30 protein-coding genes are annotated in these 24,886 nt (G+C 65.8%); 17 read left to right on the plus strand and 13 right to left on the minus strand.

What is annotated here, in order from left to right:
* Positions 1-20: 20 nt before the first annotated feature.
* Both L1087_RS07050 and mgtE read right to left on the minus strand, forming a co-directional pair.
* Positions 21-1,298 (minus strand): ADP-ribosylglycohydrolase family protein, encoded by a 1,278-nt coding sequence (locus L1087_RS07050; RefSeq protein ID WP_234558250.1) that lies wholly within the window; start codon positions 1,296-1,298, stop codon positions 21-23.
* Positions 1,298-2,647: a magnesium transporter gene (gene mgtE, locus L1087_RS07055; protein WP_234558251.1), complete on the minus strand. Its 1,350-nt coding sequence runs from the start codon at positions 2,645-2,647 to the stop codon at positions 1,298-1,300. Before mgtE ends, L1087_RS07050 begins: the two co-directional genes overlap by 1 nt.
* A gap of 205 nt (positions 2,648-2,852) precedes the next feature.
* On the opposite strand from mgtE, the gene ffh reads away from it, so the two are divergent.
* The 6 genes from ffh to rplS all read left to right on the plus strand — a co-directional run bounded on the left by ffh (position 2,853) and on the right by rplS (position 6,458).
* Positions 2,853-4,157, plus strand: coding sequence for a signal recognition particle protein (gene ffh, locus L1087_RS07060; RefSeq protein ID WP_135261108.1), 1,305 nt, complete (start codon positions 2,853-2,855; stop codon positions 4,155-4,157).
* A 6-nt stretch (positions 4,158-4,163) separates the two neighbouring features.
* Positions 4,164-4,418 (plus strand): 30S ribosomal protein S16, encoded by a 255-nt coding sequence (gene rpsP / locus L1087_RS07065; RefSeq protein WP_234558252.1) that lies wholly within the window; start codon positions 4,164-4,166, stop codon positions 4,416-4,418.
* Positions 4,419-4,483: 65 nt separating this feature from the next.
* Positions 4,484-4,702, plus strand: a complete 219-nt coding sequence (locus L1087_RS07070) for a KH domain-containing protein (RefSeq protein ID WP_015717278.1) — start codon at positions 4,484-4,486, stop codon at positions 4,700-4,702.
* A gap of 31 nt (positions 4,703-4,733) precedes the next feature.
* Positions 4,734-5,222, plus strand: a complete 489-nt coding sequence (gene rimM / locus L1087_RS07075; protein WP_038042311.1) for a ribosome maturation factor RimM — start codon at positions 4,734-4,736, stop codon at positions 5,220-5,222.
* On the plus strand, positions 5,223-5,942 hold the full coding sequence (trmD, locus tag L1087_RS07080; RefSeq protein WP_135261109.1) for a tRNA (guanosine(37)-N1)-methyltransferase TrmD: 720 nt from the start codon (positions 5,223-5,225) through the stop codon (positions 5,940-5,942). It abuts the gene before it with no gap.
* 54 nt (positions 5,943-5,996) lie between these two features.
* Positions 5,997-6,458 carry a 50S ribosomal protein L19 gene (gene rplS / locus L1087_RS07085; protein WP_135342932.1) on the plus strand — a complete coding sequence of 154 codons (462 nt, stop codon included), beginning with the start codon at positions 5,997-5,999 and terminating at the stop codon, positions 6,456-6,458.
* Positions 6,459-6,498: 40 nt separating this feature from the next.
* Here rplS and L1087_RS07090 read toward each other — a convergent pair whose 3' ends face one another.
* A complete protein-coding gene (locus L1087_RS07090) occupies positions 6,499-7,119 on the minus strand; it encodes a response regulator (RefSeq protein WP_234558253.1) in 621 nt (206 codons plus the stop codon).
* 43 nt (positions 7,120-7,162) lie between these two features.
* On the opposite strand from L1087_RS07090, the gene sdaAA reads away from it, so the two are divergent.
* Positions 7,163-8,026: an L-serine ammonia-lyase, iron-sulfur-dependent, subunit alpha gene (sdaAA, locus tag L1087_RS07095; protein ID WP_234558254.1), complete on the plus strand. Its 864-nt coding sequence runs from the start codon at positions 7,163-7,165 to the stop codon at positions 8,024-8,026.
* 1 nt (position 8,027) lies between these two features.
* On the opposite strand, the gene L1087_RS07100 is transcribed toward sdaAA, so the two are convergent.
* Positions 8,028-8,885: a sulfurtransferase gene (locus tag L1087_RS07100; RefSeq protein ID WP_038042316.1), complete on the minus strand. Its 858-nt coding sequence runs from the start codon at positions 8,883-8,885 to the stop codon at positions 8,028-8,030.
* Between the two features lie 258 nt (positions 8,886-9,143).
* On the opposite strand from L1087_RS07100, the gene L1087_RS07105 reads away from it, so the two are divergent.
* Positions 9,144-9,824, plus strand: a complete 681-nt coding sequence (locus L1087_RS07105) for a zinc metallopeptidase (RefSeq protein ID WP_135261111.1) — start codon at positions 9,144-9,146, stop codon at positions 9,822-9,824.
* On the plus strand, positions 9,825-10,073 hold the full coding sequence (locus tag L1087_RS07110) for a TFIIB-type zinc ribbon-containing protein (RefSeq protein ID WP_038042318.1): 249 nt from the start codon (positions 9,825-9,827) through the stop codon (positions 10,071-10,073).
* A gap of 57 nt (positions 10,074-10,130) precedes the next feature.
* Here the strand turns inward: L1087_RS07110 and L1087_RS07115 are convergent, their stop codons facing one another.
* The 8 genes from L1087_RS07115 to L1087_RS07150 all read right to left on the minus strand — a co-directional run bounded on the left by L1087_RS07115 (position 10,131) and on the right by L1087_RS07150 (position 16,679).
* Positions 10,131-10,562 carry a redoxin domain-containing protein gene (locus tag L1087_RS07115; RefSeq protein ID WP_234558255.1) on the minus strand — a complete coding sequence of 144 codons (432 nt, stop codon included), beginning with the start codon at positions 10,560-10,562 and terminating at the stop codon, positions 10,131-10,133.
* The gene (locus L1087_RS07120) at positions 10,525-10,791 is read right to left on the minus strand and encodes a redoxin domain-containing protein (protein WP_326490708.1); all 267 of its coding nucleotides are present in this window, start codon (positions 10,789-10,791) and stop codon (positions 10,525-10,527) included. Before L1087_RS07120 ends, L1087_RS07115 begins: the two co-directional genes overlap by 38 nt.
* Positions 10,792-10,958: 167 nt before the next feature.
* Entirely contained in the window at positions 10,959-11,285 is a 327-nt protein-coding gene (locus L1087_RS07125; protein ID WP_135261069.1) for a nucleoside triphosphate pyrophosphohydrolase family protein, read from the minus strand.
* A complete protein-coding gene (locus L1087_RS07130; protein ID WP_234558256.1) occupies positions 11,272-14,310 on the minus strand; it encodes an AAA family ATPase in 3,039 nt (1,012 codons plus the stop codon). Before L1087_RS07130 ends, L1087_RS07125 begins: the two co-directional genes overlap by 14 nt.
* Positions 14,307-14,804 (minus strand): GerMN domain-containing protein, encoded by a 498-nt coding sequence (locus L1087_RS07135; protein ID WP_234558257.1) that lies wholly within the window; start codon positions 14,802-14,804, stop codon positions 14,307-14,309. The genes L1087_RS07130 and L1087_RS07135 overlap by 4 nt, the downstream gene beginning before the upstream one ends.
* A gap of 2 nt (positions 14,805-14,806) precedes the next feature.
* Positions 14,807-15,955, minus strand: a complete 1,149-nt coding sequence (locus tag L1087_RS07140; protein WP_234558259.1) for an N-acetylmuramoyl-L-alanine amidase — start codon at positions 15,953-15,955, stop codon at positions 14,807-14,809.
* Positions 15,952-16,386: an SsrA-binding protein SmpB gene (smpB, locus tag L1087_RS07145; RefSeq protein ID WP_038042331.1), complete on the minus strand. Its 435-nt coding sequence runs from the start codon at positions 16,384-16,386 to the stop codon at positions 15,952-15,954. The genes L1087_RS07140 and smpB overlap by 4 nt, the downstream gene beginning before the upstream one ends.
* A gap of 107 nt (positions 16,387-16,493) precedes the next feature.
* Positions 16,494-16,679: a carbon-nitrogen hydrolase family protein gene (locus L1087_RS07150; RefSeq protein WP_234558260.1), complete on the minus strand. Its 186-nt coding sequence runs from the start codon at positions 16,677-16,679 to the stop codon at positions 16,494-16,496.
* Positions 16,680-16,861: 182 nt separating this feature from the next.
* Between L1087_RS07150 and L1087_RS07155 the strand changes: the two genes are divergently transcribed.
* Entirely contained in the window at positions 16,862-17,026 is a 165-nt protein-coding gene (locus L1087_RS07155; protein ID WP_234558261.1) for a hypothetical protein, read from the plus strand.
* 52 nt (positions 17,027-17,078) lie between these two features.
* On the opposite strand, the gene L1087_RS07160 is transcribed toward L1087_RS07155, so the two are convergent.
* Positions 17,079-17,684, minus strand: coding sequence for a biotin transporter BioY (locus tag L1087_RS07160; protein ID WP_234558262.1), 606 nt, complete (start codon positions 17,682-17,684; stop codon positions 17,079-17,081).
* Between the two features lie 186 nt (positions 17,685-17,870).
* Between L1087_RS07160 and gap the strand changes: the two genes are divergently transcribed.
* The 7 genes from gap to L1087_RS07195 all read left to right on the plus strand — a co-directional run bounded on the left by gap (position 17,871) and on the right by L1087_RS07195 (position 24,874).
* On the plus strand, positions 17,871-18,866 hold the full coding sequence (gene gap / locus L1087_RS07165; RefSeq protein ID WP_038042333.1) for a type I glyceraldehyde-3-phosphate dehydrogenase: 996 nt from the start codon (positions 17,871-17,873) through the stop codon (positions 18,864-18,866).
* Positions 18,867-20,036 carry a phosphoglycerate kinase gene (locus L1087_RS07170; RefSeq protein ID WP_234558263.1) on the plus strand — a complete coding sequence of 390 codons (1,170 nt, stop codon included), beginning with the start codon at positions 18,867-18,869 and terminating at the stop codon, positions 20,034-20,036.
* Positions 20,037-20,091: 55 nt separating this feature from the next.
* Positions 20,092-20,844, plus strand: coding sequence for a triose-phosphate isomerase (tpiA, locus tag L1087_RS07175; RefSeq protein ID WP_038042336.1), 753 nt, complete (start codon positions 20,092-20,094; stop codon positions 20,842-20,844).
* Positions 20,845-20,876: 32 nt separating this feature from the next.
* Entirely contained in the window at positions 20,877-21,995 is a 1,119-nt protein-coding gene (locus tag L1087_RS07180; RefSeq protein ID WP_234558264.1) for a pyridoxal phosphate-dependent aminotransferase, read from the plus strand.
* Positions 21,992-23,032: a pyruvate dehydrogenase (acetyl-transferring) E1 component subunit alpha gene (pdhA, locus tag L1087_RS07185; protein ID WP_234558265.1), complete on the plus strand. Its 1,041-nt coding sequence runs from the start codon at positions 21,992-21,994 to the stop codon at positions 23,030-23,032. The genes L1087_RS07180 and pdhA overlap by 4 nt, the downstream gene beginning before the upstream one ends.
* The gene (locus L1087_RS07190) at positions 23,026-24,021 is read left to right on the plus strand and encodes an alpha-ketoacid dehydrogenase subunit beta (protein ID WP_038042340.1); all 996 of its coding nucleotides are present in this window, start codon (positions 23,026-23,028) and stop codon (positions 24,019-24,021) included. Before pdhA ends, L1087_RS07190 begins: the two co-directional genes overlap by 7 nt.
* 259 nt (positions 24,022-24,280) lie before the next feature.
* Complete coding sequence (locus L1087_RS07195; protein ID WP_234558267.1) at positions 24,281-24,874, plus strand: CBS domain-containing protein; 594 nt, start codon at positions 24,281-24,283, stop codon at positions 24,872-24,874.
* Positions 24,875-24,886: the final 12 nt, after the last annotated feature.

A 24,886-nucleotide genomic window follows, 5' to 3' on the forward strand; every position in this document is an offset into this window, starting at 1 on the left:
GTTGGCTGGGCGGTCTAGGTCTAGGGCAGGGCGAACCTGTGGCTGGCCCGGAGGAGGTCTAGGGCCAGGGCTTCCATGCGCCTCCTTAGGAAAAGGGGGGCTAGCCAAGCCTCGGGGATGGCTTCCTTGCCGTAGAAAGCTCCCGCCAGCTGGCCGTAGACCGCACCCACGGTGTCCGCATCCCCACCCAGGTTCACCGCGCGGAGCATGCCCTCGGCAAAGGAGGAGGTGGTGGCGAAGGCGAAGAGGGCGGCCTCGAGGGTCCCTGGAGCGTACCCCGGTCCCTCCTCTGGCTCGTTCCAGAAGCCTCCTTCCGCCACCCGGCGCACCGCGGGGTGCAGGTCGCGGTCCCGGAAGGGTTCCAGGCGCAAGAGTTCCTCCTTGGAAGCCCCCTCCAGGGCTTCTTTTAGGAGCCAGGCCAGAAACTCCGTGGCCTCCAAGGCTTCCCGGGCCCCGTGGGTGGTGCGGGCGGAAAGGCGGGCCAGCTGGAGCAGGTTGGGGTGCTGGCGGTAGGCCAGGACCAGGGGGGCGAGGCGCATCAGGGGGCCGTTGCCTGCCCCTTCCTCATCCCCGCAAAAGGGGTCCCCCGTGCGGGCGAAGCGCTCCAGGGCCCTTCGGGTGGCGTTCCCGATGTCGAAGCAGTAGCCCTTGGCGCTCAGGTACCCCTCCCGGTACCAGCGCAGGTAGCGCGCCATCTGGTCCTGGGGGTCAAAGCCCTTCTCTACCAGGCTTTCCGCCAGGCAGAGGGCCATGCTGGTGTCGTCGGTCCAGGCCCCTGGGAAGAGGTCATGGGGTCCGCCCCCTTTCATGCCTGCGACCAGGGGAAAGCTCCCCTTGGGCTGGAACTCCACCTGGGCCCCCAGGGCGTCCCCCACGGCCAGGCCCAGCAAGGCCCCGAGGTAGCGGTCCTGGAGTCTCCGCAACGCCTCCACCCAAGCCTGGGCTTCCCTGGGGCCGAGGAGGGTGGGGTGGCGGGTGGGGGCGAACCAGGCAAGGAGGGAGGGAAGGTCCTCGAGGCCCGGACCTTCCCCTCCTTCCCCCAGGAGGAGCTTATGGTCCCCATCGGCCAGCCACACCATGCCTAAGAGGTTCCCTTCCGCCTGGGTTCCCGGGGGAAGGGGGTGACCCAGGTGCACCGCATCCACCTCCTCCCCGTCCGCAGGGTTGATCAGGCCGGGGATAAGGCCGTAGTTCACGGGGGCCGGTTGGTCCACGGCCACCAGGGTTAGGCGTCCCTCCTTCCAGGCATAGCGGAAGGGGCTTCCCTTGCTCCACTCCACCACCATGCGTAGCCGCATCATGCCAAGTTTAGGAGGAGGCGGGCCAAGGTGAGGTAGATGAGCAGGCCCGTGACGTCGGTGAGGGTGGCGATGAGGGGGTTGGAGAGAAGGGCCGGGTCCACCCCGAGGCGCCTCAGGGCAAAGGGCAGGAGGGCTCCCACCAGGTTGGCAAAGAGGACGATGAGGAAGAGGGCTAGGCCCACCACCGGCACCAGGGCCCACTGCCCGTCCAGGACCACCTTGCCCAGGAGGAAGAGGGCCAGGGTGAGGCCCAGGAGAAAGCCCACGGCACCCTCCTTTAGCAGGACTCGGCGCCAGTCCTTAAGATCCAGGTCCCGGGTGGCCAGGGCGCGGATGATGAGGGTGGCCGACTGGTTGCCGGTGTTGCCCCCGGTGCCGATGAGGACCGGGACGTAGAAGGCCAGGGCGGTGACGGCTTCCAGGAGGCTTTCAAACCCTTGGAGGATGGAACTGGTCACCATGCCCGTGAGGATGAGGATCACCAGCCAACGCACCCGGGCCATCCAGAGGGCGATGGGGGAGGCCTGGCTGTAGACCAGGTCGGGCACGTCCACCGCCGCCATACGGTGGATGTCCTCGGTGGCTTCCTCTTCCAATACGTCCAGCACGTCGTCCACCGTGACAATACCCACCAGTATCCCGTCCTCGTCCACCACGGGCAAGACGGTGAAGTCGTAGTCGGCCATGAGGCGGGCTACCTCTTCCTGGTCGGTGTCCGTGCGGGCGAAGACCACCTTGGGGTTCATGATCTCTGCCACCTTGGTCTTCGGATCCGCCACAATGAGGTCCCTCAGGGACAGAACCCCCTTGAGGCGGCCTGCCTCGTCCACCACGTAAATGTAGTAAATGGTTTCCGCATCGGGGGCGGCCCGGCGCAGGAAGCGAATGACCTCCTCCACGGTCATGCCCTCCCGCACCGCCACGTACTCGGGGGTCATGAGGCCCCCCGCCTCGTCCTCCTCGTACCGGGTGAGCTCCTCCACCTCGGCCCGGGTCTTGGGGTCCAGGGCCTCCTTGAGGCGGCGGAAGAGGGCGGGGTCTTCCTCCTCCACCGCCTGGAGGGCGTCGGCCAGGTCGTCCAGGGAGAGCTCCTCCAAGAGCTCTTGCACCCGCCAGGGAGGCAGGGTTTTTAAGTACTCCGCCTGCGCCTCCGCAGGTAGGTTGGCGAAAACCTCCGCCGCTCGGTCCTTGGGGAGGAGGGTGAGGACCACGTAGCGGTGTTCCCCCTCGAGGTCATTCCACACGGCCAAGAGGTCCTGGGGATGGGTTTCCTCCAGAAGCCTCTTTAGCTTCAGGGTGTCGCCTTCTTGCAGGGCTTGGCGCAGAGGGGAAAGGGTCGTCTCCACAGGCGGCCTCCTTTCTCCCGAAGGCCGCCTGAGGCGGCCTTCAGGGCCTAGGACTCGAGGGCAAAGCCCCTAGCATACCTTCCTTAGCCTAGGGTTCCCGGTGGGGACCGTCAACCGTGCCCACTAGAAATGTGGGAAAAATTGAGGTTGACACGCTCAAGGGGTCTGGCCTATCCTAAGGCCCGGCCTGGTGGCCGGGAGGCTCATGTTTGCGAAGCTGGCGGGAAGACTGCAGGAGGCCATAGACCGCTTAAGGGGACGTGGCCGTATCACCGAGGAGGACCTGAAGGCTACCCTCAGGGAGATCCGTCGGGCCCTGATGGAGGCCGACGTGAACCTGGAGGTGGTGAGGGCCTTCGTGGAAAGCGTCCGGGAGAAGGCCCTGGGCCAGAAGGTCCTGGAAAGCCTCACCCCGGCGGAGGTGGTGCTGGCCACGGTCTACGAGGCCCTGAAGGAGGCCTTGGGCGGGGAACCCCGCTTCCCTACCCTGAAGAACCAGAACCTGTGGTTCCTGGTGGGGCTCCAGGGATCCGGTAAAACCACCACCGCGGCCAAGCTGGCCCTTTTCTACAAGGGGAAGGGAAGGAGGCCCCTGCTGGTGGCGGCCGACACCCAGCGCCCGGCAGCCCGGGAGCAGCTTCGCATCCTGGGGGAAAAGATCGGGGTACCGGTCCTGGAGGTGCAGGATGGGGAGAGCTTTGAGTCCATCCGCCGCCGGGTGGAGGAGAGGGCCAGGCAGGAGGTTCGCGACCTCATCCTGGTGGACACCGCCGGGCGCCTGCAGATCGACGAGCCCTTGATGGCGGAGCTTGCCCGCCTCAAGGAGGCCCTGAGTCCTGACGAGGTGCTTCTGGTCCTGGATGCCATGACGGGCCAGGAGGCCCTTTCGGTGGCCAAGGCCTTCGACGAGCGGGTGGGGGTCACGGGGCTCATCCTCACCAAGCTGGATGGGGATGCCCGAGGTGGGGCGGCCCTCTCCGCCCGGCACGTGACGGGGAAGCCCATCTACTTCGCTGGGGTCTCCGAGCGCCCCGAGGGTCTGGAGCCCTTCTACCCCGACCGGCTGGCGAGCCGCATCCTGGGCATGGGGGATGTGGCCACCCTGGCGGAAAAGGTTCGGGCTGCGGGCCTCGAGGCCGAAACCCCCAAGTCCGCCAAGGAGCTCACCCTGGAGGATTTTCTTAAGCAGATGCAGAACCTCAAGCGCCTGGGCTCTTTCTCAGAGATCCTCGCCATGCTGCCCGGGGTGGGTAAGGCCTTGCCCGCTGGGCTCCAGGTGGACGACAAGGCCATCAAGCGCCTGGAGGCCATCGTCCTTTCCATGACCCCCGAGGAGCGAAAGGACCCCCGCATCCTGAATGCCTCCCGGCGTAAGCGCATCGCCAGGGGAAGCGGCACCAGCGTGCAGGAGATCAACCGCTTCATCAAGGCCTTCGAGGAAACCAAGGCCCTAATGAAGTCCCTGGAGAAGAACAAGGGCCGGGGACTCATGGGAATGTTCAGGAGGTAGGAAGGAATGGTAAAGATCCGGCTTTCTCGTTTCGGCTCCAAGCACAACCCGCACTACCGCATCGTGGTCACCGACAGCCGCAGGAAGCGCGACGGCGCCTACATCGAAAAGATCGGCTACTACGATCCCCGCAAGACCACTCCCGAGTGGCTGAAGGTGGACGTGGAACGGGCCAAGTACTGGCTTTCCGTGGGGGCCCAGCCCACGGACACCGCCCGGAGGCTTCTCCGGCTGGCGGGGGTTTTCCGGAAGGAAGGCTAGGGGTTAGGGTCCCTGATGGCGCCGGTGGGTGTACCCACCCGGCGCCTTTGCCTTAACATGGGGCCATGAAGGACTTGGTGGAGTATTTGGCCAAGAGCGTGGTGGACCAGCCGGAGCGGGTCCGGGTGCAGGAAAGGCGTACCCGGGAAGGTCCCCTTTACGTGGTGGAGGTGGCACCGGAGGACAAGGGCCGGCTCATCGGCAAGCAGGGCCGGGTCATTGAGTCCATCCGTACCCTGGTAAGGGCCTACGCCAAGCGCAAGGTGGGGGTGGAGGTGCGCTAGGCTCCCGGGGCTTTGGCATAATGGATTAGGGATGCGCCTGGTGGAGATCGGTCGGTTCGGTGCCCCCTATGCCCTGCGCGGGGGGCTAAAGTTCCGGGGTGAGCCGGTGGTGGCTCACCTGGAGCGGGTCTACGTGGAAGGGCATGGCTGGCGGGCGGTGGAGGATCTCTACCAGGTGGGGGATGACCTGGTGGTTCACCTGGCGGGGGTTTCCAGCCGGGAGCTGGCCGAGCCCTTGGTGGGCCTCCGGGTGTATGCCGAGGTGGAGGAACTTCCCCCCCTCGAGGAGGGCCGGTACTACTACTTTGCCCTTATTGGCCTACCCGTTTACGTGGGGGGCTTAAAGATGGGGGAGGTGGTGGACATCCTGGACGCAGGAGCCCAGGATGTCCTGGTGATCAGGGGCGTGGGGGAAAGGCTTCGCGACCAAACGGAGCGCCTGGTACCCCTGCAGGCGCCCTATGTACGGGTGGGGGAGGAGGGTATCCACGTGGAGCCCATCCCCGGCCTCTTTGACTGAATGCGCTACACTATCCTCACCCTTTTCCCCGGCCTCATACGCCCCTGGCTTTCGGAATCTCTCCTGAAGAAGGCCCAGGAGCGGGGTCTCATCCAGGTGGAGGTGGTGGACCTTAGGGCCTATGGCCTGGGGCGGCACCGCACCGTGGACGACACCCCCTATGGGGGCGGGGCGGGGATGGTGATCCGCCCCGACGTGGCGGTGGCGGCTTTGGAAACAGTGCTCCCCGCGGACGAGGTGATCCTCCTCTCCCCGGCGGGGGAACCCTTCACCCAACGGGTGGCGGAGGAGCTGGCCCGAAGGGATCACCTGGTCCTGCTTTCCGGGCGGTACGAGGGATTTGACGCCCGGGTGGAGGCCTTTGTGACCCGCTCCCTTTCCATCGGGGACTACGTGCTCATGGGGGGGGAGGTGGCAGCCCTGGCGGTGCTGGAGGCCACCGCCCGGCTCATCCCTGGGGTGATCGGGGATCCGGAAAGCCACCGGAGGGATTCCTTTGTCCGCGGGCTCCTGGACCACCCCCACTACACCCGCCCCCCGGAGTTCCGCGGGCTTCGGGTGCCGGAGGTTCTCCTTTCGGGAAACCACCCTGAGGTGGATCGGTGGCGCAGGCGGGAAGCCTTGAGGAAGACCCTTGCCGTGAGGCCGGAACTGGTGCGGGAGGCCAGGCTTGGGCCCCTCGAGGTGGCCTGGCTTGCGGAAATAGACCGCGAGGGCTAGACTTAGGTTTGTTGCCCATGAACCCCTCGGGGTTCCTCTGGGAGGGAGGAGAACATGAACCGAGGAGCGCTGCTTAAGGTAGTAGAGGCCAAGTATACCCGCGCCGATCTCCCCGAGTTCCGGCCCGGCGACACCGTGCGGGTGGCCTACCGGGTGAAGGAGGGCAACCGCACCCGGGTGCAGAACTTTGAGGGCATCGTCATCAAGATCAAGCGGAACGGGTACAACACCAGCTTCACCGTGCGCAAGGTGAGCTACGGCGTGGGGGTGGAGCGCATCTTCCCCCTGAACTCCCCCCTCATCGAGAAGATCGAGATCGTCCAGCGGGGCCGGGCCCGGCGGGCCAAGCTCTACTTCATCCGCGAGCTTTCCGAAAGGGAGATCCGCCGCAAACTCCGCGCCGACCGCAAGCGCATCGGCCAGGACCAGGAAAGGGCCCAGGTGGCCAAGGAAGAGGCAGAAGCTGCCCAGGACGCTACTCAGGCGGCTTCCGAGGGGGAACCCTCCCCCGAGTAAACCGGGGGCCATTAGGAAGGGCGGGCAAACCCGCCCTTCCTTATTTCTTCGCCAGGAATCCCAGGGACCTTGCCTTTTCCAGGGCTTCCACCCGGTTTCGGACCAAGAGTTTGCCGTAGAGGCTTTCCAGATGGTCCTTCACCGTGTCCGGGGAAAGGCCCAGGGCCTTGGCCATTTCCTTCACGGAAAGCCCTTGGGCCAGGAGGCGGAGGACTTCCTCCTCCCTCGAGGTGAGGCTGGGCAGGTCAGGGGGCTTCAGTTTTTCCTCCCCCTGGGCCACGCGGAGAAGGCGCCTTTTGAGCTCGGGAGCGGAGAGCTCCTTGGAAAAGTAGGCGTCAGCCCCGGCCAAAAACGCTTCCCGCACCAGGGCGGGCTCCTGGTAGGTGGTGAGGAGGGCGATGAGGCCGGAATACCCCTTCCTCCGGAGCATACGGGTGCACTCTAGCCCATCCAATACGGGCATCCTCAGGTCTAAGAGAACCGCTTCCGGGTTCAAAGCCAGGGTCTTTTCCAAGGCCTCCTTCCCATCCTGGGCCTCAGCCACCACCACGAGCCCTTCCCCCTCGAGGCCCGCCCTAAGCCCTAGGCGGAAAAGGGGGTGGTCGTCGGCGATCAGCACACGGAGGCGGGATCCAGGGTTGCCCATCCTGGCCTTTAGCATAGGCCTGCGGTGTGAAAACGAGGCCAAAGCCTATACTTAGGCTATGCCCTTGACCCTGAACGGCCTTGCCGCCCTTCCCGGCCGGGCGTCGGAGGCCCTGCTCCGCGAGGAGGTGGAGGAAAGCGGTCTGGCTCCCGAGACAATCCTGAATAAGCTTCGGGAGCGCTTGGGCATCATGCGGGATTCCATCCGGAGGGGTCTCGCCTCGGATGCTCCCAGCGTGGCGGGAATGGTGGGGAAGAATGCCAAGACCTTGTGGGAAGCCCCGGATCCCTTGCGGGATCCGCTTTTAAAGCGGGTCCAGGCCTACGCCATGGCGGTCAACGAGGAAAATGCCCGCATGGGTCGGATTGTGGCTGCTCCCACGGCGGGCAGCGCCGGGACGCTTCCCGGAGCCTTGCTGGGAGTGGCGGATCACCTGGGCATCCCCGATGAGGACCTCCTCATGCCCATGGTCCTGGCCGCCGGGGTGGCCAAGATCATCCACCGCCAGATCTACATCGCTGGGGCCAGCGGGGGGTGCCAGGCGGAGATCGGTTCTTCGGCAGCCATGGCGGCAGCCGCCGTTACCGAGCTCCTCGGTGGGAGCCCCGAGGCTTGCGCCCACGCAGCCGCTTTAGCCTTGCAGAACACCCTGGGCTTGGTTTGCGATCCCGTGGGGGGGTTTGTGGAGGTACCCTGCGTGATGCGCAATGGCTTTTACGCCGTTCACGCGGTGAGCGCCGCCTCCATGGCCCTGGCGGGGATAAGGAGCGTGATCCCCCCTGACGAGGTGATCCTGGCCATGGCGGGCATCGGCCGCCTCCTGCCCTTGGAGCTCAAGGAAACGGGCCTGGGGGGGTTAGCGGACACCCCCACGGGGCGTCGGCTGGCCGCCCAGGCCCTGGGGGAGGCTTCCAAGGATTGAGCTATTCCTCCCCTTTGGCTACCGGAACCCCCACCAGGTTGCCCCACTCCGTCCAAGAGCCGTCATAGTTCTTCACGTGGGGGTAGCCGAGGAGGTACTTGAGGACAAACCAGGAGTGGCTGGAGCGCTCGGCGATGCGGCAGTAGACCACCACATCTTTATCCGGGGTGATGCCCGCGGACTGGTAAAGAGCCTGAAGTTCCTCAAACGTTTTAAAGGTGCCGTCGGGGTTTACCGCCTTGGCCCAGGGGATGTTTTTGGCCCCCGGGATGTGGCCGGCCCGCAGGGCTCCTTCCTGAGGGTAGTTGGGCATGTGGGTGAGCTCCCCCCGGTACTCCTCGGGGCTCCGCACGTCCACCAGGGCACCCCTGCCCTCCTTAACCTTGAGGATGTGCTTGAGAACCTCGTCCCGGTAGGCGCGGATGGACTCGTCCCGGTAGGGTACCCGGTAGCTCCCCTTGGGGTAGGTGGGCACCTCGGTGGAAAGGGGACGGCCTTCCTCCACCCACTTTTGCCGTCCTCCGTTCATGAGGCGCACGTCCTGGTGGCCGTTATATTTGAAGAACCAGAAGGCATAGGCGGCCCACCAGTTGTTCTTGTCCCCGTAAAGGACCACGGTGGTGTCGTTGGAGATCCCAAGCCTTTCCATGAGGTTGGCGAACCCCTCTTCGTCCACAAAGTCCCGCACCACCGGATCCCAGAAATCCCGTTGCCAGTCCACCTTCTGTGCCCCAGGAATGTGGCCGGTTTCGTAGAGCAGGATGTCCTCGTCCACCTCGAGGATTCTCACCTTGGGATCCCCCAGGTGCTCCTGGACCCAGTCCGTGCTTACCAGAACCTCGGGATGCGCATAGCCCATACCTCACCTCCCGCCCACAAGATACCCTTGAGCGAGTGAAAGTAAAGAGGGTTCGTGCACATTCCCATCCCGATCCTTGCCAGGAAGGGCTGAGTCTGGTATAAAGGGAACTGCGGGGAGTAGCCGCCCCTTGTGGGGCCAGCCGGTCGTCAGTACGGGAGAGATCCCCGGTCGGCTGGGGCGCCTGAGGGCGCATGGCGAGACCACCTGTATGGGTGGCCTCGGTTTTTGCTACTCCTCGGAAGGAGGTGGACGGGAATGGACATACTGGCGCTCTTGCTCATGGGGCTGGTCTTTGTGGCCAGCCTGGTGATTCAAGGTGGTCTCCAGGCCACCTTTGCCCGGTTCAGCCGGGTGGCCAACAGCCGGGGGCTTACGGGGGCCCAGGTGGCCCGGGCCATCCTGGATGCCCATGGCCTCACCCACGTCCGGGTGGAGCCGGTGCCCGGAGCCCTCACGGATCACTACGATCCTCACGCCAAGGCGGTGCGGCTTTCCGAACCCAACTACGCCTCGCCCAGCCTGGCGGCCCTGGCGGTGGCCGCCCACGAGGTGGGGCATGCGGTCCAGGATGCCCATGGCTACACCTGGCTTCGGGTGCGGGCCAGCTTGTGGCCAGCGGCCAGCCTGGGCACCAACCTGGGCCCGATCCTGGTGGTGGGCGGGTTGATGCTGGGGGCCATCGGTTTGGCCAAGCTCGGGCTTTACCTCTACCTGGCGGTGGCCCTATTCCAGCTGGTGACCCTGCCCGTGGAGTTTGACGCCTCCAGGCGGGCTCTGGAGTTCCTGCGGCGCATGGGCTTCCTCTCCCAGCAGGAGATGGCCCCTGCCCGGCGGGTGCTCACCTGGGCAGCCCTTACCTACGTGGCCGCCTTGGCCAGCTCCTTGGCCACCATCCTTTACTACGCCAGCCTCCTCATGGGCCGGAGGGAGGAGTAGATGCCCCTCCTCCTTTGTCCCAACTGCCAGGTGGGCATGAAGGAGGTGGAAAGGCGCGGGGTCCTCATCGACGTCTGCCCCCAGTGCGGGGGGGTGTGGCTGGATAAGGGGGAGCTGGAGAAACTCCTGGCAGAGGCCAAGGAGGTGGAGCGGGCCTACGAGGAGGAGCGGGAGGCCTACTACCGCAAGGAGGGGAAGCCCTACCGAAAGAAAAAGGGCTTCCTGGAGATCTTTGACCTCTTTGATTAGGCTTTAAGGAAAGCCCCCCGGGGTGGGGTCCCCGGGGGATTTTCCTACACCGCCTTCTTACTCCGCCTTCTTAAGGCGTAGATACCAGCGCTTGTACTCCGTGTACTCGGCCTTCCTGGCCTCGTCGGCCTTGGCCTCATCCAGGGTGGCTGGGGGCTTCACGATGGCGGGATCGCCCGGCTGCCAGTCGGCGGGGGTGTTCAAGCCGGTGCGGTCGGTGAACTGGAGGGCCCGGATGAAGCGTAGGATCTCGTCGATGTTGCGGCCGGTGGTGAGGGGATAGTAGAGCATGCCCCGGAGGATGCCGTTGGGGTCGATGATGAAGACCGCCCGCACCGCAGCGGTTTCGCTGGCGGCGGGGTGGATCATGCCGTAGAGCCTGGACACCTTCATGTCCAGGTCGGCGATGACCGGGAAGTTGATGGAGATCCCGGACATCTCCTCGAGGTCCTTAAGCCAGGCTAAGTACCCCGTCGTGGCTTTGGCCACNGGCTTGCGCCACGACGGGGGCCCCAAAAAGGCCATGAGTACGCCACTTTGGCTTTGGCCGGTGGGGCAACCTTTGCGTGCGGGTACTTAGGTGGGAGTAGATGGAGTCAATGGAAAGGCCCACCAGCTGGACTCCCAATTCTTCAAGCTCCTTTTGACGCCGGGCGAAGGCCAGGAACTCCGTGGAGCACACTGGGGTGAAGTCGGCGGGGTGGCTGAAGAGCACCACCCATTTACCCTTGAGTCGGATAGCCGAAGTTCTCCAGCCGTGGTCTTGGCCACGAAGTCCGGGGCGGGTTCGTTCAAACGGGGTAGGGTAACGGTTTCTTCCATCTTTTACTACGCCAGCCAAAGGCCATCATACCCCAACGGGGTATCAGATGCAAGCGATTTTCGTTAGCGATTATCCCCTGAGCCCCCCAGCTTCCCCCGTTCCAGGCGGGAGCGGAGCTTGGTCAGGTTGCCTTGAGCCACCTCCTCCAGGCTCACCCCCAGGTCGGTGGCCAGCTGGGCTACATACCAGAGCACATCCCCGAGCTCAGCCACCAGATCCTCCCGGGCAGCTTGGCTGAGGTTTCCTCCATGGTCCCGAAGGACTTTTTTCACCTTGTTGGCCAGTTCCCCGGCTTCCCCTGCCAGGCCCAGGGTGGGGTAAAGAAGCCGGTAGGCTTCGGGGTAAAGGGCGGTTTTCTTGGCCTCCTGCTGGTACTCATTTAGGGTCATGGCTAGCCTCCTTGCGGATGGAGAACACCCGGCTCACGCCCCCTTGGGCGGTGACCCCATAGAGGGCGTGGCAGGCTTCCATGGTGCGTTTCTGATGGGTGACCAGGATGAATTGCTTTCCGGAGTTGAGGAAGCGGGTGAAGCGGACGAGGTTGGCCTCGTCAAGAGCGGCGTCCACCTCGTCCAGCACGGCCAAGGGTAAACCGCCCTGGAGTTCGCCCAGGGAAAAGAGGAAGGCGAGGGCTCCCAGGGTCTTTTCCCCCAGGGAGAGGAGGCGGAGGTCTTGGGTGCGCTTTCCCGCCGGGATCACCACCAGCTTCAGCCCTTGGCCTTCCCGCTTCACCTCGGCCCGGGCCCCGAGGAGGGCTAGGGCGTATTTCTGAAAAGCGCTTTGGAACACCTGGTAGTTTTCCTTCAACCTCTCCCCATAGGCTTTTTCCACCGCCTTGGCCTCGGCCTCGAGGCGGAGGAGGGCTTCCCTAGCCTCCCGCACCTCCTTTTCCTGAACCTCGAGGCGGGCTTCCAACTCCCTTAGCTCTCTTTCGGCCAGGGCGTTTACGGGTCCCAAGGCTGCCCGTTCCCGCTCCACCTGGGCTAACCTGGCCTGGAGGGCCCTGGGGGTGCCGGGCAGGCGGTTTAGCGGAGGGAAGGAGGCCCTCTCCCGGCCAAGTTCCTCCAGGAGGGCTTCCCGGCGGGCCAAGAGCAGGCGCAGGTTTTCCCGCTCGCTCAAGAGGGCGTTGGCCCGGGTGAGGGCCTGGGTTTGCTGGTCCTCAAGGTTTGTCCTTTCCGCCCGCACGGCCTTAAGGCGTTCCTCTAGCTCCTGGGCCTTGGCCAGAAGGGGCTGGGTGGCGGCGAGTTTGGCCTTCAGTTCCTCCATCCTGGCCTGGATGCGGCGCACTTCCTCCTGGGATGCCGCCCAAGCCTCCCGGGCCTGGGAGAGCAGGCGCCAGCGCTCGTGGGCCTCCGCTTGGGCCAGGATGCCTTCCAGCTCCTCTTTTTCCTTCTCCAGGGCCAGAAGCCGGGCCTCCTCCCAGGTTTCCTCAGGAGGTGTGGGGGGTTGGGGAGGCGAGGGTAGGGGGGAGCGAAGCCTAGCTTGCAGGGCCCCCACCTGGGCCCGGGCTTCCTCCAGGCGGCGATGGGGAGGAAAGGAGGCCAGGGCTTCCTCCAGGGCGCTGATCTCCCTGGCGAGCTCCTCCTGTTCGGTTTCCAGGTCCTCCAGGCGCCGCCTCAAAAGAAGGGTTTCCCCACCCCCCTTTAGGCGTCCGCCGGATAGGGCCCCCAGGCGCTCCAGCACCTCGCCCTCTCGGGTGACCAGCCTTTCCCGGCCTCCGGCCTTTCGGTAGGCCAGGGCCGAGTCCAGATCCTCGAAGACCAGGGTATCCCCTAGGAGAGCCAGGAGAACCTTGTCCTCCGGCAGGCCTGGATGCCGGAGCCGGGCCAGGCGGAAGGCAGGTCCCAGGAGGCCGGGCGCGGGAGGGGGAGAGGGGGGAGGTGGCGGGGATAGAAGGGTTAGGGGCAGGAGGGTGGCCCGACCCCCTTCCCGTTTCAGGAGGGCGATGGCGGCCTTGGCCGCCTCCTCGTCTTGGGTGAGGACCCATTGGAGCCGGGGGCCTAGGGCCACCTCCAAGGCCAGCTCCAACCCCGGTTCAGGCCGCACCAGGTCCGCCACCACCCCCAGTACCCCCGGAAGCTTCCGTACCTTTCGGGGTCCCTCGTGCAGGTCGCTGCCCGTTTCCAGAAGGCGCCTAAGCCGCTCGGCCTCCTTCAGGGCTCCCTGGGCTTGGGCGCGCAGGTCGGCAAGGCGGGTTTCCAACCGCTTCCGTTCGGCCACCTTTCCCTCGAGGTCTTGCAGTTCCTCAAGCCTATGGGCAAGCTCCTCCTCCAAGCGGGTGCGTTCCGCCAGGGCTTTCTGGTAAGCCTCTAGGCGTTCCTCATAGCGGGCGGTTTCCTTCAGGTACCGGCGGAAGGCGTCCTCGTGGCGCTTCTTGGCGGCCAACAGGCGGGCTTCTTCCGCTTTCAAATGCCTCAGCTGGGTGCGAAGCTCCTCGAGGGGCCGGGGGGGAGGAGGTATTGGGGGGCCGGGGTCTTCGGGTGGGGGACGGTCCAGGGCCCTTTGCAGCCGGGCGAGTTCCTTAAGCTCCCGCTCAATGCCCTCCCGCTCCTTCAGGCGCAGGCGCACCGCTTCCAGCTTTTGGCGCAGGGATTCCTCTTCGCGGGCCAGGGCCAGGCGCTTTTGCTCCAGGGCTTGACGCTCCTTCTCTAGGGCTTCCTCCTCCCTGGCCAGGGCCTTAAGCCGTTCCTCAGCCCTCGCCATCTCGGCTTGGGCTTCCTCCATGCGGGCTTCCAGGAGGCTTGCCCTAAGGGCAAGGGCCTCGAGGTCTAGGGCCTGGGCGCGCCTGGCCCGGTGGGCTTCCCCTCTAAGCCGTGCTGCCTGGGCCTTAAGCTCCTGGAGTTCCCGCTCCCGCTCTTCCAGAAGGCGGCTTGCCTCTTGCAGTTCCCTCTCCGCCACCCGGGCGGCTTCCGCCACCGGCCTCAGCCCGGCGGCCTCCTCCAGGTGGGCCAGCAGGACCTCCGCGGGGGCTTCCAGGAGGGCGGCCACCTCCCCTTGGCCCACGATGGCGTATCCCCCGCGGCCCAGGCCCGTGCCCGCCAGGTGGAGGGCCAGGGCCTTGGCGCTTAGGGGGCGGCCGTTTACCCGAAAGAGCGAGCGGTCCCCTTCGATGCGCCGTTCCACGGTGAGCCTTTCCCTTCCCCGGGAAAGCTCCAAGCGTACCTCCGCCATGGCCTGGGGCGGGCAGCCCTCGCCCCCATGGAAGAGAAAGGTGCCCAGTTCCTGCCCGCGCAGCTCGTGGGCGCGGGCCCCGGTCACGAAGCGCAAGGCTTCCACCAGGTTGCTCTTGCCGGAGCCATTGGGCCCGATGATGCCGGTGATGGGGTCCGGGAAGTCTAAGACGGTGCGCTCCGCAAAGGACTTGAACCCCTGGAGGACCAAGCGGTCAATGCGCCAGGCTTCTTTTTCCCTCATGGCAGGCGATAAGGTTGACTTAGGTCCAGATGGGCTAGGCCCGGCTTGGGTTCCCCCTCCACCAGGAAGCGCACCTCCTGGGCCTGCGGGAAGGTGGAAAGGAGGGTATAGGCCAGGCTGTAGAGGCGCAGGGCTTCCTGGCTGGCATCCAGACCCAGGGCAAAGTCGGCGGGAAGATCCACCACGAGAAGCTTGCCCAGCCGGTAGAGGGCCTGTGGCTTGGGGGCCCCCAGGGCCTCAGCCCAGGCGGCCAGGACCTTATTTTCCGGGGTATCCCCCGGGGCCAGCTCCAGGGTGCGGGTTTCCTTCAGGAGGCCCTGGGGCGGGTTGGGTAGGTAGAGGATCATGGGCAGGCTGCTTGCGGCCTGGGTTTCCTCCGAGGGCAAGGGCAGGGCGGAGAAGGCCTGGGGCCCTGGGCTTCGCCAATAGACCATGGCTCCCAGGGCGAAGAAGACCAGGCCAAGGAGGTTCCAGAAGGTCAAAAGTCGGCGCATGGCTACTCCCCCAAGTAGGTGCGGATGGCCTGGGCGATGGCCTCCGCCACCTGGTTGCGGGCCTCGAGGGTCTTTAGCCGTTCCACCCCTACCTCCAGGAGCACCCCTGCCCCGGGAGTATCCGTGAGGGCGTAGGGACCCTCGGCCCGGGCCAGCACGATGCCCAGGGCGGAGAAGGCCTTTTCCAGGGCCTCGGCCAGGCGCCGGGGGTCGCCGGCGTAGACCTTTAGCAAGGTGGCCTGCTCTGCCGGGGCCGAGGCCAGGAGGGCCTCAGCGTTTTGGGCTAAGGGGGTGGAGCGGGCCTTGGGCAGGTAGAGGTTAACCACGCCTCCCCGGGTGATGTGCAGGGAAACCACCACCGAGGCCGCCTGGGCCAGGCGTAGGCGGGCCTCGAGGGGTACGGTTTCATCCCCTTGTCGGGTGAGCCGGGCCTCGGGTAGGCGGGCGGCCACCCGCCTGGCTAGGTCCAGGGTAAGGTCCTTCTCCAGAAGCCCTCCTGCCGAGATGCCCGGGTCCTTCCCCCCGTGGCCGGGGTCCAGGAGGACCATGGGCCTGGGTCTAGTTGGGGGGTTCCACTCCAGGATCACCTGGCCTCCCCCGGGGTAGTAAAGCCTAGTGGGTGGGGTTTCCAGGGTGAGGCGAAGTCCCTGGGCTTCCTGGCTAAGGCCCGCTCCTTCCCCCTGGGCCAGGAGGAAGAGGACGCCATTGCCCTCCACCAGGGCGTTCACCTCCCGGGAGAAGCGAAGGAGGATCTGGCCCGGCCTCCGCTCCACTCCCAAAAGCCTGGCCCAGGGCAGTTGGAGAAGGATGCCCTCCTGGGCCCGGTATACCAGGCCCAAAGCCTCGCTTAACGGCCGCAAGGGGACAAAGACCTCCTGTCCCCGTTTCCAGCCAGCCCCCCGGGCGGCGGCCTGGGCCTCGTTCTCCACCAGGGGGAAAGCCTTGTAGCGGCTTCCCAGGCCCAGGGCCACCTGGCCTTCCCCTTGCCACAGGGCGAGCCCTAGGCCCCGGGCTATCAGGCGCACCTCCCCATAGGCCACACCCCGCCCTCCTGGGTAGAGGGCCTGGCCCACCTCGCCCCCCACCAGGAGGGGTTTTGGGGCCTGGGCCAAGGCGGTAAAGAGAACCAGGGCTAGGGCAAAAAACCTCATAGCTCCTCCAGGGCGCGGCGCACGGCCCGCTTCTTGTCGTCTTCCTTTCTCTGATAGGCCTTTTTGCCCCGGGCTAGGCCCAGGAGCACCTTGGCGTAGCCTCTTTCATTGAAGTAAATCTTAAGGGGTACCAGGGTGAGGCCCTTCTGTTCCACCCTGCCCCTTAGCCGGTTGAGCTCGTGGCGGTGAAGGAGAAGCTTGCGCTTTCTCCTGGGGTCCACGTTGGTGTAGGATCCCTTTTCGTAGGGAGCGATGTAAAGGTTTTCCAGGTATAGCTCGCCGTTCTCAAACTTGGCAAAGCTTCCCGTGAAATCCACCTTACCGGCGCGCAGGGACTTGACCTCGGTTCCCTTCAGGACGATCCCCGCCTCGTAGGTTTCCAGGATCTCGTAGTCGTGCCGTGCCCGGCGGTTCTCCAGCACGAGGGCCATCTTACCAGAGCCGGTGGGCCTCTATCCGGCGGGGGCGGAGGATGGGGTAGCGGGCCCGGTACTGTTCCAGGAAACCCAGGTCTAGGTCCACCACGAGGAGGCCTTCTTCATTGCCTCGAGGCCAAAAGGCGCCCATCGGGGGCTACCGCCAGGGAGGGGTTTCCCGTGTCTGCCCGGTTGGCGAGGAGAAGGTAGGCCAGGTTCTTCGCGGCCCTCGCCCGGGCCAGGACTGCAAGAAGCTCCTGGTACTCCCCGGGCCAGGCCGAGCCCACCAGAAAAACCTCGGCGCCCATCGCGGCGTAAAAGTTCGGGGAGATCCAAGCCATAGCAAAGGGCAAGCCCAAACCTTCGTCCCTGGAACTCCCACACCACGGGGCCGTCCCCGGGCTCAACGCCTTCGTTCCCTTTCCCAGAGCCAGAAAGGGATGCACCTTGTCGTAGAAGGGGCCCTGGGGGAAGACCCCAAGCCAGTTCCTTGGGCCAGGTGGCCCGCCACCACCCTCATGCTTTCCTCCGCCAGGGCCTCGAGGGCTTGGGGAAGGTCTTCTTCCCCTTGCCTCCCCAGGACCGGAACCGGGAGGAGGAGGGCCAAGGCCCCCTCTTCCCGGGCCTGGTGCACCAGGGGGACGGGGATCTTTAAAAGCCTGGGTAGGCTCTCCTGCCTTCCAAGATGCGCCAGGGCCAGCCGCACGCTAGCGCCTTCCCAGGACCTTCCAGGCAGAGGGCAGGACCAAGGACGCCACCACTGCCTTCACCAGGTCCCCGGGGATGAAGGGGAAAAGCCCCATGGCCAAAAGGGCGCCGCTGCCGGCAAACTTTCCTGCCCCCATGAGCCAGGCGGCAAGCCAGGGAAGCCCCACCAGGTAGAGCAGGGCGTTGCCCGCCAGCATGGCCAAAAGGGTTCCCAGGAAGCTCCGGTCCAGGCCGAACCGCTCCACCAGTAGCCCCACTAGGCCCGCGGCCAGGGGGAAGGCCAGGAGGAACCCCCCGGTGGGGCCGAGGATCTTGGCCAAGCCCCCTGTACCCCCGGCAAAGACGGGTAGGCCCATGGCTCCTTCCGCCAGGTAGGCCAAAAGAGACAGGAAGCCAAGGCGGCTTCCCAAGGCTGCTCCCACCAGGAGGATTGCCAGGGTCTGGCCGGTGATGGGCACGGGGGTGAAGGGCAGGGGAATGCTGATCTGGGCGGCCAGGGCTACCAGGAGGCTGCCTGCCAGGATCAGGGCCAGGTCCCGGGCCAGGGTGCGGTGGGGCCAGAGGGTTTTAACCAGGGGTGGATAGGGGAGAACCTCGGTTTTCATCGTCCGTACCTCCCGGACCACGCGGGGTGGTCGTCAACAAAAATATGCTTTTCTGGTTGACGGGTCAAGGGGGAGGGTTTGCTTAAGGCAAGTGCCGTCAATCACTTATGAAAAAGCCGATATACTAAAGCCATAGCTCTTGACCCCTGGGGCAAGGGGGCGAGGAGCCACGTGGGGAGGTAAGCTATGAAGGTAGGCATCAACGGATTCGGCAGAATCGGCCGTCAGGTGTTTCGCATCCTCCACGGGCGAGGGGTGGAGGTAGCCCTCATCAACGACCTTACCGACAACCGGACCCTGGCCCACCTGCTCAAGTACGATTCCATCTACCACCGCTTCCCCGGCGAGGTGGGATACGATGACGAGAACATTTACGTGGACGGCAAGGCCATCCGGGCCACCGCCATCAAGGATCCCAGGGAGCTTCCTTGGGGAAGCCTGGGTGTGGATGTGGTCATCGAGTCCACGGGGGTGTTCACCGATGCCGACAAGGCTAAGGCCCACCTCGAGGCGGGAGCCAAGAAGGTCATCATCACCGCCCCAGCCAAGGGAGAGGACATCACCATCGTCATGGGGGTGAACCACGAGCAGTACGACCCGGCCAGGCACCACATCATCTCCAACGCCTCCTGTACCACCAACTCCCTGGCCCCGGTGATGAAGGTGTTGGAGGAGGCCTTTGGCGTGGAAAAGGCCCTCATGACCACGGTCCACTCCTACACCAACGACCAGCGGGTCCTGGACCTTCCCCACAAGGACCTGCGCCGGGCGCGGGCGGCGGCCATCAACATCATCCCCACCACCACCGGGGCCGCCAAGGCCACCGCCTTGGTGCTTCCTTCCCTGAAGGGCCGTTTTGACGGGAGCGCTTTGCGGGTGCCCACGGCCACAGGAAGCATCTCCGACATCACCGCCCTTCTCAGGCGGGAGGTGACCGCGGAAGAGGTGAACGCCGCCCTCAAGGCGGCGGCCGAGGGGCCCTTGAAGGGCATCCTGGCCTACACCGAGGACGAGATCGTCCTCCAGGATATCGTGATGGATCCCCACTCCTCCATCGTGGACGGCAAGCTCACCAAGGCGCTGGGCAACCTGGTAAAGGTCTTTGCCTGGTACGACAACGAGTGGGGCTACTCCAACCGGGTGGCGGATCTGGTGGAGCTGGTGCTGAAGAAGGGGGTTTAGATGCGTACCCTTAAGGACCTGGACCCCCGGGGGAAGCGCATCCTGGTGCGGGTGGACTACAACGTCCCCATCCAGGAGGGCGTGGTGCAGGACGATACCCGCATCCAAGAAAGCCTTCCCACCCTGCGCCACCTCCTGGACCAGGGGGCTTCCCTGGTCCTCCTCTCCCACCTGGGGCGGCCTAAGGGGGTGGACCCCAAGTACTCCTTGGCTCCGGTGGCGGAGGCCTTGGGCCGGTACCTTTCCGGTGTCCGCTTCGTGCCCCATAGCCCCGGTTCCGACCAGGCGCACCAGGCGGTGCAGGCCCTGGCCCCGGGGGAGGTGGCCCTCCTGGAAAACGTGCGCTTTGAGCCAGGGGAGGAGAAGAACGACCCTGACCTTGCTGCCCGCTACGCCCGGTTGGGGGAAGCCTTCGTGCTGGACGCTTTCGGCAGCGCCCACCGGGCCCACGCCAGCGTGGTGGGGGTGGCGAGGCTTCTCCCTTCCTTTGCTGGGCTCCTCATGGAAAAGGAGGTGAAGGCCCTTTCCCGGCTCCTTCGGGATCCGGAGAAGCCCTATGCGGTGGTCCTCGGGGGGGCCAAGGTTTCCGACAAGATCGGGGTCATAGAAAACCTCCTTCCCCGCATAGACCGCCTTCTCATCGGCGGCGCCATGGCCTTTACCTTCATCAAGGCCCTGGGGGGCGAGGTGGGGAAGAGCCTGGTGGAGGAGGACCGGCTGGATCTGGCCAAGGACCTGCTTCGGCGGGCAGAATCCTTGGGGGTGAGGGTGCACCTGCCGGTGGATGTGGTGGCGGCCGAGCGAATCGAGGCTGGGGTGGAAACCCGCACCTTCCCCGCGGACGCCATTCCCGTGCCCTATATGGGTTTGGACATCGGGCCCAAGACCCAGGAGGCTTTCGCCGAAGCCTTGAAGGGGGCCAGAACGGTTTTCTGGAATGGGCCCATGGGGGTCTTTGAGGTACCGCCCTTCGACGAGGGTACCCTGGCGGTGGGCCGGGCGGTAGCGGCCTTGGAGGGAGCCTTCACCGTGGTGGGAGGGGGCGACTCCGTGGCGGCGGTGAACCGCCTGGGCCTTAAGGACCGGTTTAGCCACGTGTCCACCGGGGGTGGGGCCAGCCTCGAGTACCTGGAGAAGGGCACCCTCCCCGGTATCGAGGTCCTAGAGTAGGGAGGCTTGGCCTAGCCCCGCCCTCACGGGCGGGGTTTTCCTGTAGGATGGCGCTATGCGTCGCGTGCTGGTAGCGGGTAACTGGAAGATGCACAAGGTGCCCTCGGAAGCCCGGGTGTGGTTTGCCGAGCTCAAAAGGCTTCTTCCTCCCCTGGAGTCCGAGGTGGCGGTCTTGCCCGCCTTTCCCATGCTCCCTGCGGCCAAGGAGGTGTTCTCCGGCACCCAGGTGGCCTACGGGGCCCAGGATGTTTCCCCCCACCGGGAAGGCGCCTACACGGGGGAGGTGTCCTCCCGGATGCTTGCCGATCTGGGGTGCCGCTACACCATCGTGGGGCACTCGGAGAGGCGGCGCTACCATCACGAGACCGACGCCCTGGTGGCGGAGAAGGCCAAGAGGCTTCTGGAGGAGGGGATTACCCCCATCCTTTGCGTGGGGGAGCCCTTGGAGGTGAGGGAAAGGGGAGAGGCGGTGCCCTATACCCTGGCCCAGCTAAGGGGAAGCCTCGAGGGCCTGAACCCCCCGGGTCCCGAGGCCTTGGTGATCGCTTACGAGCCGGTCTGGGCCATCGGCACCGGTCAGAACGCCACCCCCGAGGATGCCGAGTCCATGCACCGGGCCATCCGGCAGGCCCTGGCCGAGCTTTACGGCGAGGGGTTCGCCAGGAGGGTGCGGATCCTTTATGGGGGGAGCGTGAACCCCAAGAACTTCGCCGATCTCCTTTCCATGCCCAACGTGGACGGGGGACTGGTGGGCGGGGCCAGCTTGGAACTGGAAAGTTTCCTAAGCCTCCTCCGGATTGCCGGTTGAGCCTTAAAGGGCTTTGGGCTACCCTGATACCTATGCGGCTCCATCCCCGCACTCGGGTGGCCCGGGAAAGCATCTTTCCCAAGATGAGCCAGCTTGCGGCTAGGCTCCAGGCGGTTAACCTGGGCCAGGGTTTTCCCTCCAACCCACCGCCTGCCTTCCTCCTCGAGGCGGTCCGCAAAGCCTTGGGGCGCTACGACCAGTACGCTCCCCCGGCGGGGCTTCCCCTGCTCAGGGAGGCCTTAGCGGAGGAGTTCGGGGTGGAGCCCGAGAACGTGGTGGTCACCTCCGGGGCCACGGAGGCCATCCATGTTCTCCTGCAAAGCCTGGTGGGTCCCGGGGACGAGGTGGTGGTCCTGGAACCCTTCTTCGACGTGTACTTGCCCGATGCCTTCTTGGCTGGGGCCGAGGCCAGGCTGGTGCGGCTTGAACTTGGGGAAAAGGGCTTCCGTCTGGACCTCTTGGCCTTGGAAAAAGCCATCACCCCCCGCACCCGCCTGCTTCTGGTCAACGCCCCCATGAACCCCACGGGCTTGGTTTTCCGCGAGGAGGAGCTAAGGGCCCTGGCAACCTTGGCCCAAAGGTACGACCTCTTCCTGGTTTCCGACGAGGTGTACGACGAGCTTTACTTTGGGCAAAGGCCAAGGCGTCTGAGGGAGTTTGCTCCCGAGCGCACCTTTACCGTGGGAAGTGCGGGGAAGCGCCTCGAGGCCACCGGCTACCGGGTGGGCTGGATCGTGGGGCCCAAGGAGTTCATGCCCGTCCTGGCGGGCATGCGCCAGTGGACCAGCTTCTCCGCTCCAAGCCCCCTGCAGGCAGGGGTGGCGGAGGCCTTGAGGATGGCCCGGAAAGAGGGGTTTTACGAGGCCCTGCGGGAAGGCTACCACCGGAGGCGCGACCTCCTCCTTTCGGGGCTTAGGTCCATGGGCCTTAAGGCTTACGAGCCTGAGGGCACCTACTTCCTCATGGCTGAGCTTCCAGGATGGGATGCCTTTGGGCTGGTGGAGGCGGCCCGGGTGGCCCTGATCCCGGCCTCGGCCTTCTACCGGGAGGACCCGCCCCCCTACCTCTTCCGCTTTGCCTTCTGCAAGAGCGAGGAAGAGTTATCCCTGGCCCTGGAGCGCCTGGACCGTGTGGTAAACTCCCCTGCGTGAAACCCAAGGTGGTCCAGTACCTGGACAAGGGGGAGTTTCCCCTGGGCGAGGGGGAAGCCCTCGCCCTCTACCGGGCCATGCGCCGGGCCCGGTTTTTTGACGAGAAGGCCGTCACCCTCCAGCGTCAGGGGCGGCTTGGGGTCTATGCCCCCTTTATGGGCCAGGAGGCGGCCCAGGTGGGGGTGGCCCTGGCCTTGGGGGAGAAGGACTTTGTGGTGCCCAGCTACCGGGAGTCCGCCCTGCTCCTGGCCCGGGGCCTACCCATCCACACCCTTCTCCTTTACTGGCGGGCGCACCCTGCGGGGTGGCGCTTCCCCGAGGGGGTGCGGGCGGTGAATCCCTACATCCCCATCGCCACCCAGATCCCCCAGGCGGTGGGTCTGGCCCTGGCTGGCCGGTACCGGGGGGAGGACTGGGTGGTGGCCACTTCCATCGGGGATGGCGGGACCAGCGAAGGGGATTTCCACGAGGGGCTGAACTTCGCCGCGGTTTTCAACGCCCCGGTCCTTTTCCTTGTACAGAACAACGGCTACGCCATCAGCGTGCCCCGGGCCAAGCAGATGCGGGTGGATTACATCGCCCGGCGGGCCGAGGGGTATGGGATGCCGGGGGTGGTGGTGGACGGGAACGACGCCGTGGCGGTCTACCTCGAGGCCAAGAAGGCGGTGGAAAGGGCGCGGAAGGGGGAGGGGCCTACCCTTTTGGAGGCTCTCACCTACCGCCTGGCCCCCCACACCACCTCCGACGATCCCTCCCGCTACCGCACCCGGGAAGAGGAGGAGACCTGGCGGGCCAAGGACCCCCTCCTCCGCTTCCGCCGGGCCTTGGAGGCGCGGGGCCTTTGGGACGAGGAGCGGGAAGGGGAGCTCCTCGCCCAGCTGGAGGAGGAGTTCGCTCGGGAGCTGGCCCTGGCGGACAGCGTCCCCGAGCCCCGGCCTGAGGAGATAGTAGAGCACGTCTACGCTGAGATGGGCCCCGACCAAAGGCGGGCTTGGGAAGCCCTGCGCCAGGGGAGACACGTGGAGGAGGTATGGTAGCCGAAAGGGCCCGCGTGCTCAACATGGTCCAGGCCATCAACGAGGCCCTGGACCTGGCCTTGGCTCGGGACGAGCGGGTCTTGGTCTTCGGGGAGGACGTGGGAAGGCTTGGGGGGGTCTTCCGGGTCACGGAGGGCCTCCAGGCCAAGCATGGGGAGGCCCGGGTCTTCGACACCCCCTTGGCGGAAAGCGGCATCCTGGGCCTGGCCATCGGCCTGGCCATGGGGGGGATGCGGCCCGTGGCCGAGATCCAGTTTGCCGGCTTCCTTTACCCTGCCCTGGACCAGATCCTTTCCCACCTTGGGCGCTGGCGCCACCGCTCCCGGGGGCGGGTGGGCCTTCCCGTGGTGGTGCGGGCCCCCTATGGGGGCGGGGTCCACACCCCCGAGCAGCACGCGGACTCCCCCGAGGCCCTCTTGGCCCATGCCCCTGGGGTGAAGGTGGTGATCCCCTCGAGCCCTGAAAGGGCCAAGGGCCTCCTCCTCGCCGCCATAGAGGACGAGGACCCCGTCTTCTTCCTGGAGGCCATCAAGCTCTACCGGGGCTCCCGGGCCGAGGTGCCGGAAGGGTATTACACCCTGCCCCTGGGCCGGGCCCGGGTGGTGCGGGAAGGGGGCGCGGCCACCCTCATCGGCTACGGGGGCATGGTGGAGGTGATGCTGGAGGCGGCAGAGGTGGCGGCCAAGGAGGGGGTGGAGGTCATGGTGGTGGACCTGGAAACCCTGGTCCCTTTGGACGAGGACACCCTTCTGGAAGCCGTTCGGGAAACCGGCCGGGCGGTGGTGGTCTACGAGGCCATGCGCACCGGGGGCTTTGGGGCCGAGGTCGCTGCCCGCATCGCCGAGGGGGCCATCGATTATCTCCAGGCCCCCGTGGTCCGGGTGGCGGGCTACGACGCTCCCTACCCCCCCTTCAGCGCCATTGAGCACCACTACCGCCCCAGCGCCAAGCGGGTCCTCGCCGCTTTGCGCCGGGTGCTCACCCATTGAGCGGTTTACTCTCCACAGGCTTGAGGGAGCGCTTGCTCTCTGGGGATACTGCGCTTTCCCCAAAGCAGATGCCGTAACGGGTGGGTTGTGGGTTGGCAGGGTATGGCCTTCCTGTAGAACCGGATTTTGGCAATAAGTTAACTTTACATTCTGGTAGTGATGGCCTAACGTAAGGAACAGACTTGACAATTAGCCATTACTTACACACCATAATCTTATGAGCTGGGGGCCGCCTGGTGGACCGACCCTTAAAGACCTGATGCGCACCCACCTGGTGGTGGCGGAACCGCAAACCACCCTGGAGGAGGCTCACCGCCTCCTGGTCCGCACGGGGGTTCGCTATCTGCCTGTGGTGGAGGGGGAGCGGTACCTGGGCCTTGTGGGCGAGCGGCAGCTTCGCCTGCCTCTGGCCCCTTGGGTCCCTGGGCACTTGCGGGCGGATCCCCAGGCCCCCGTGGTCCGCTTCCTGCAACCTTTTCCCCAGGCCCATCCCGAGGAGCCTTTGGAGGAAGCCGCCTTTCGCTTGGAGGCTGCCCGGGTGGGGGCCTTGCCTGTGGTGGAGGGGGAAACCCTCTTGGGCCTGGTGACCGCCTATGACCTCCTGCGTGGCCTTTTAGAACTTCTCCGCCCCAAGGCTCCCGCCACCCGCCTGGACCTTCTGGTGCCGGATTTGCCGCGCCTGGGAGAGGTGTTCCAGGCCCTGCAGGCTACAGGCACACCCTTGGTGGGCCTGCACCTTTTCCGGGAGGTCGGGGGCTTGGGCTTCCGGCTCCTCCTCCACGTGGGTGCCCTGGACGTAAGGCCCCTGCTGGCCCGCCTCGAGGCCCTGGGCCTCCGACCCATGCGCCCTTGAGCCCGGGTTGGC

The sequence above is a fragment of the Thermus tengchongensis genome (assembly GCF_021462405.1).
In the GTDB taxonomy this organism is placed as follows: domain Bacteria; phylum Deinococcota; class Deinococci; order Deinococcales; family Thermaceae; genus Thermus; species Thermus tengchongensis.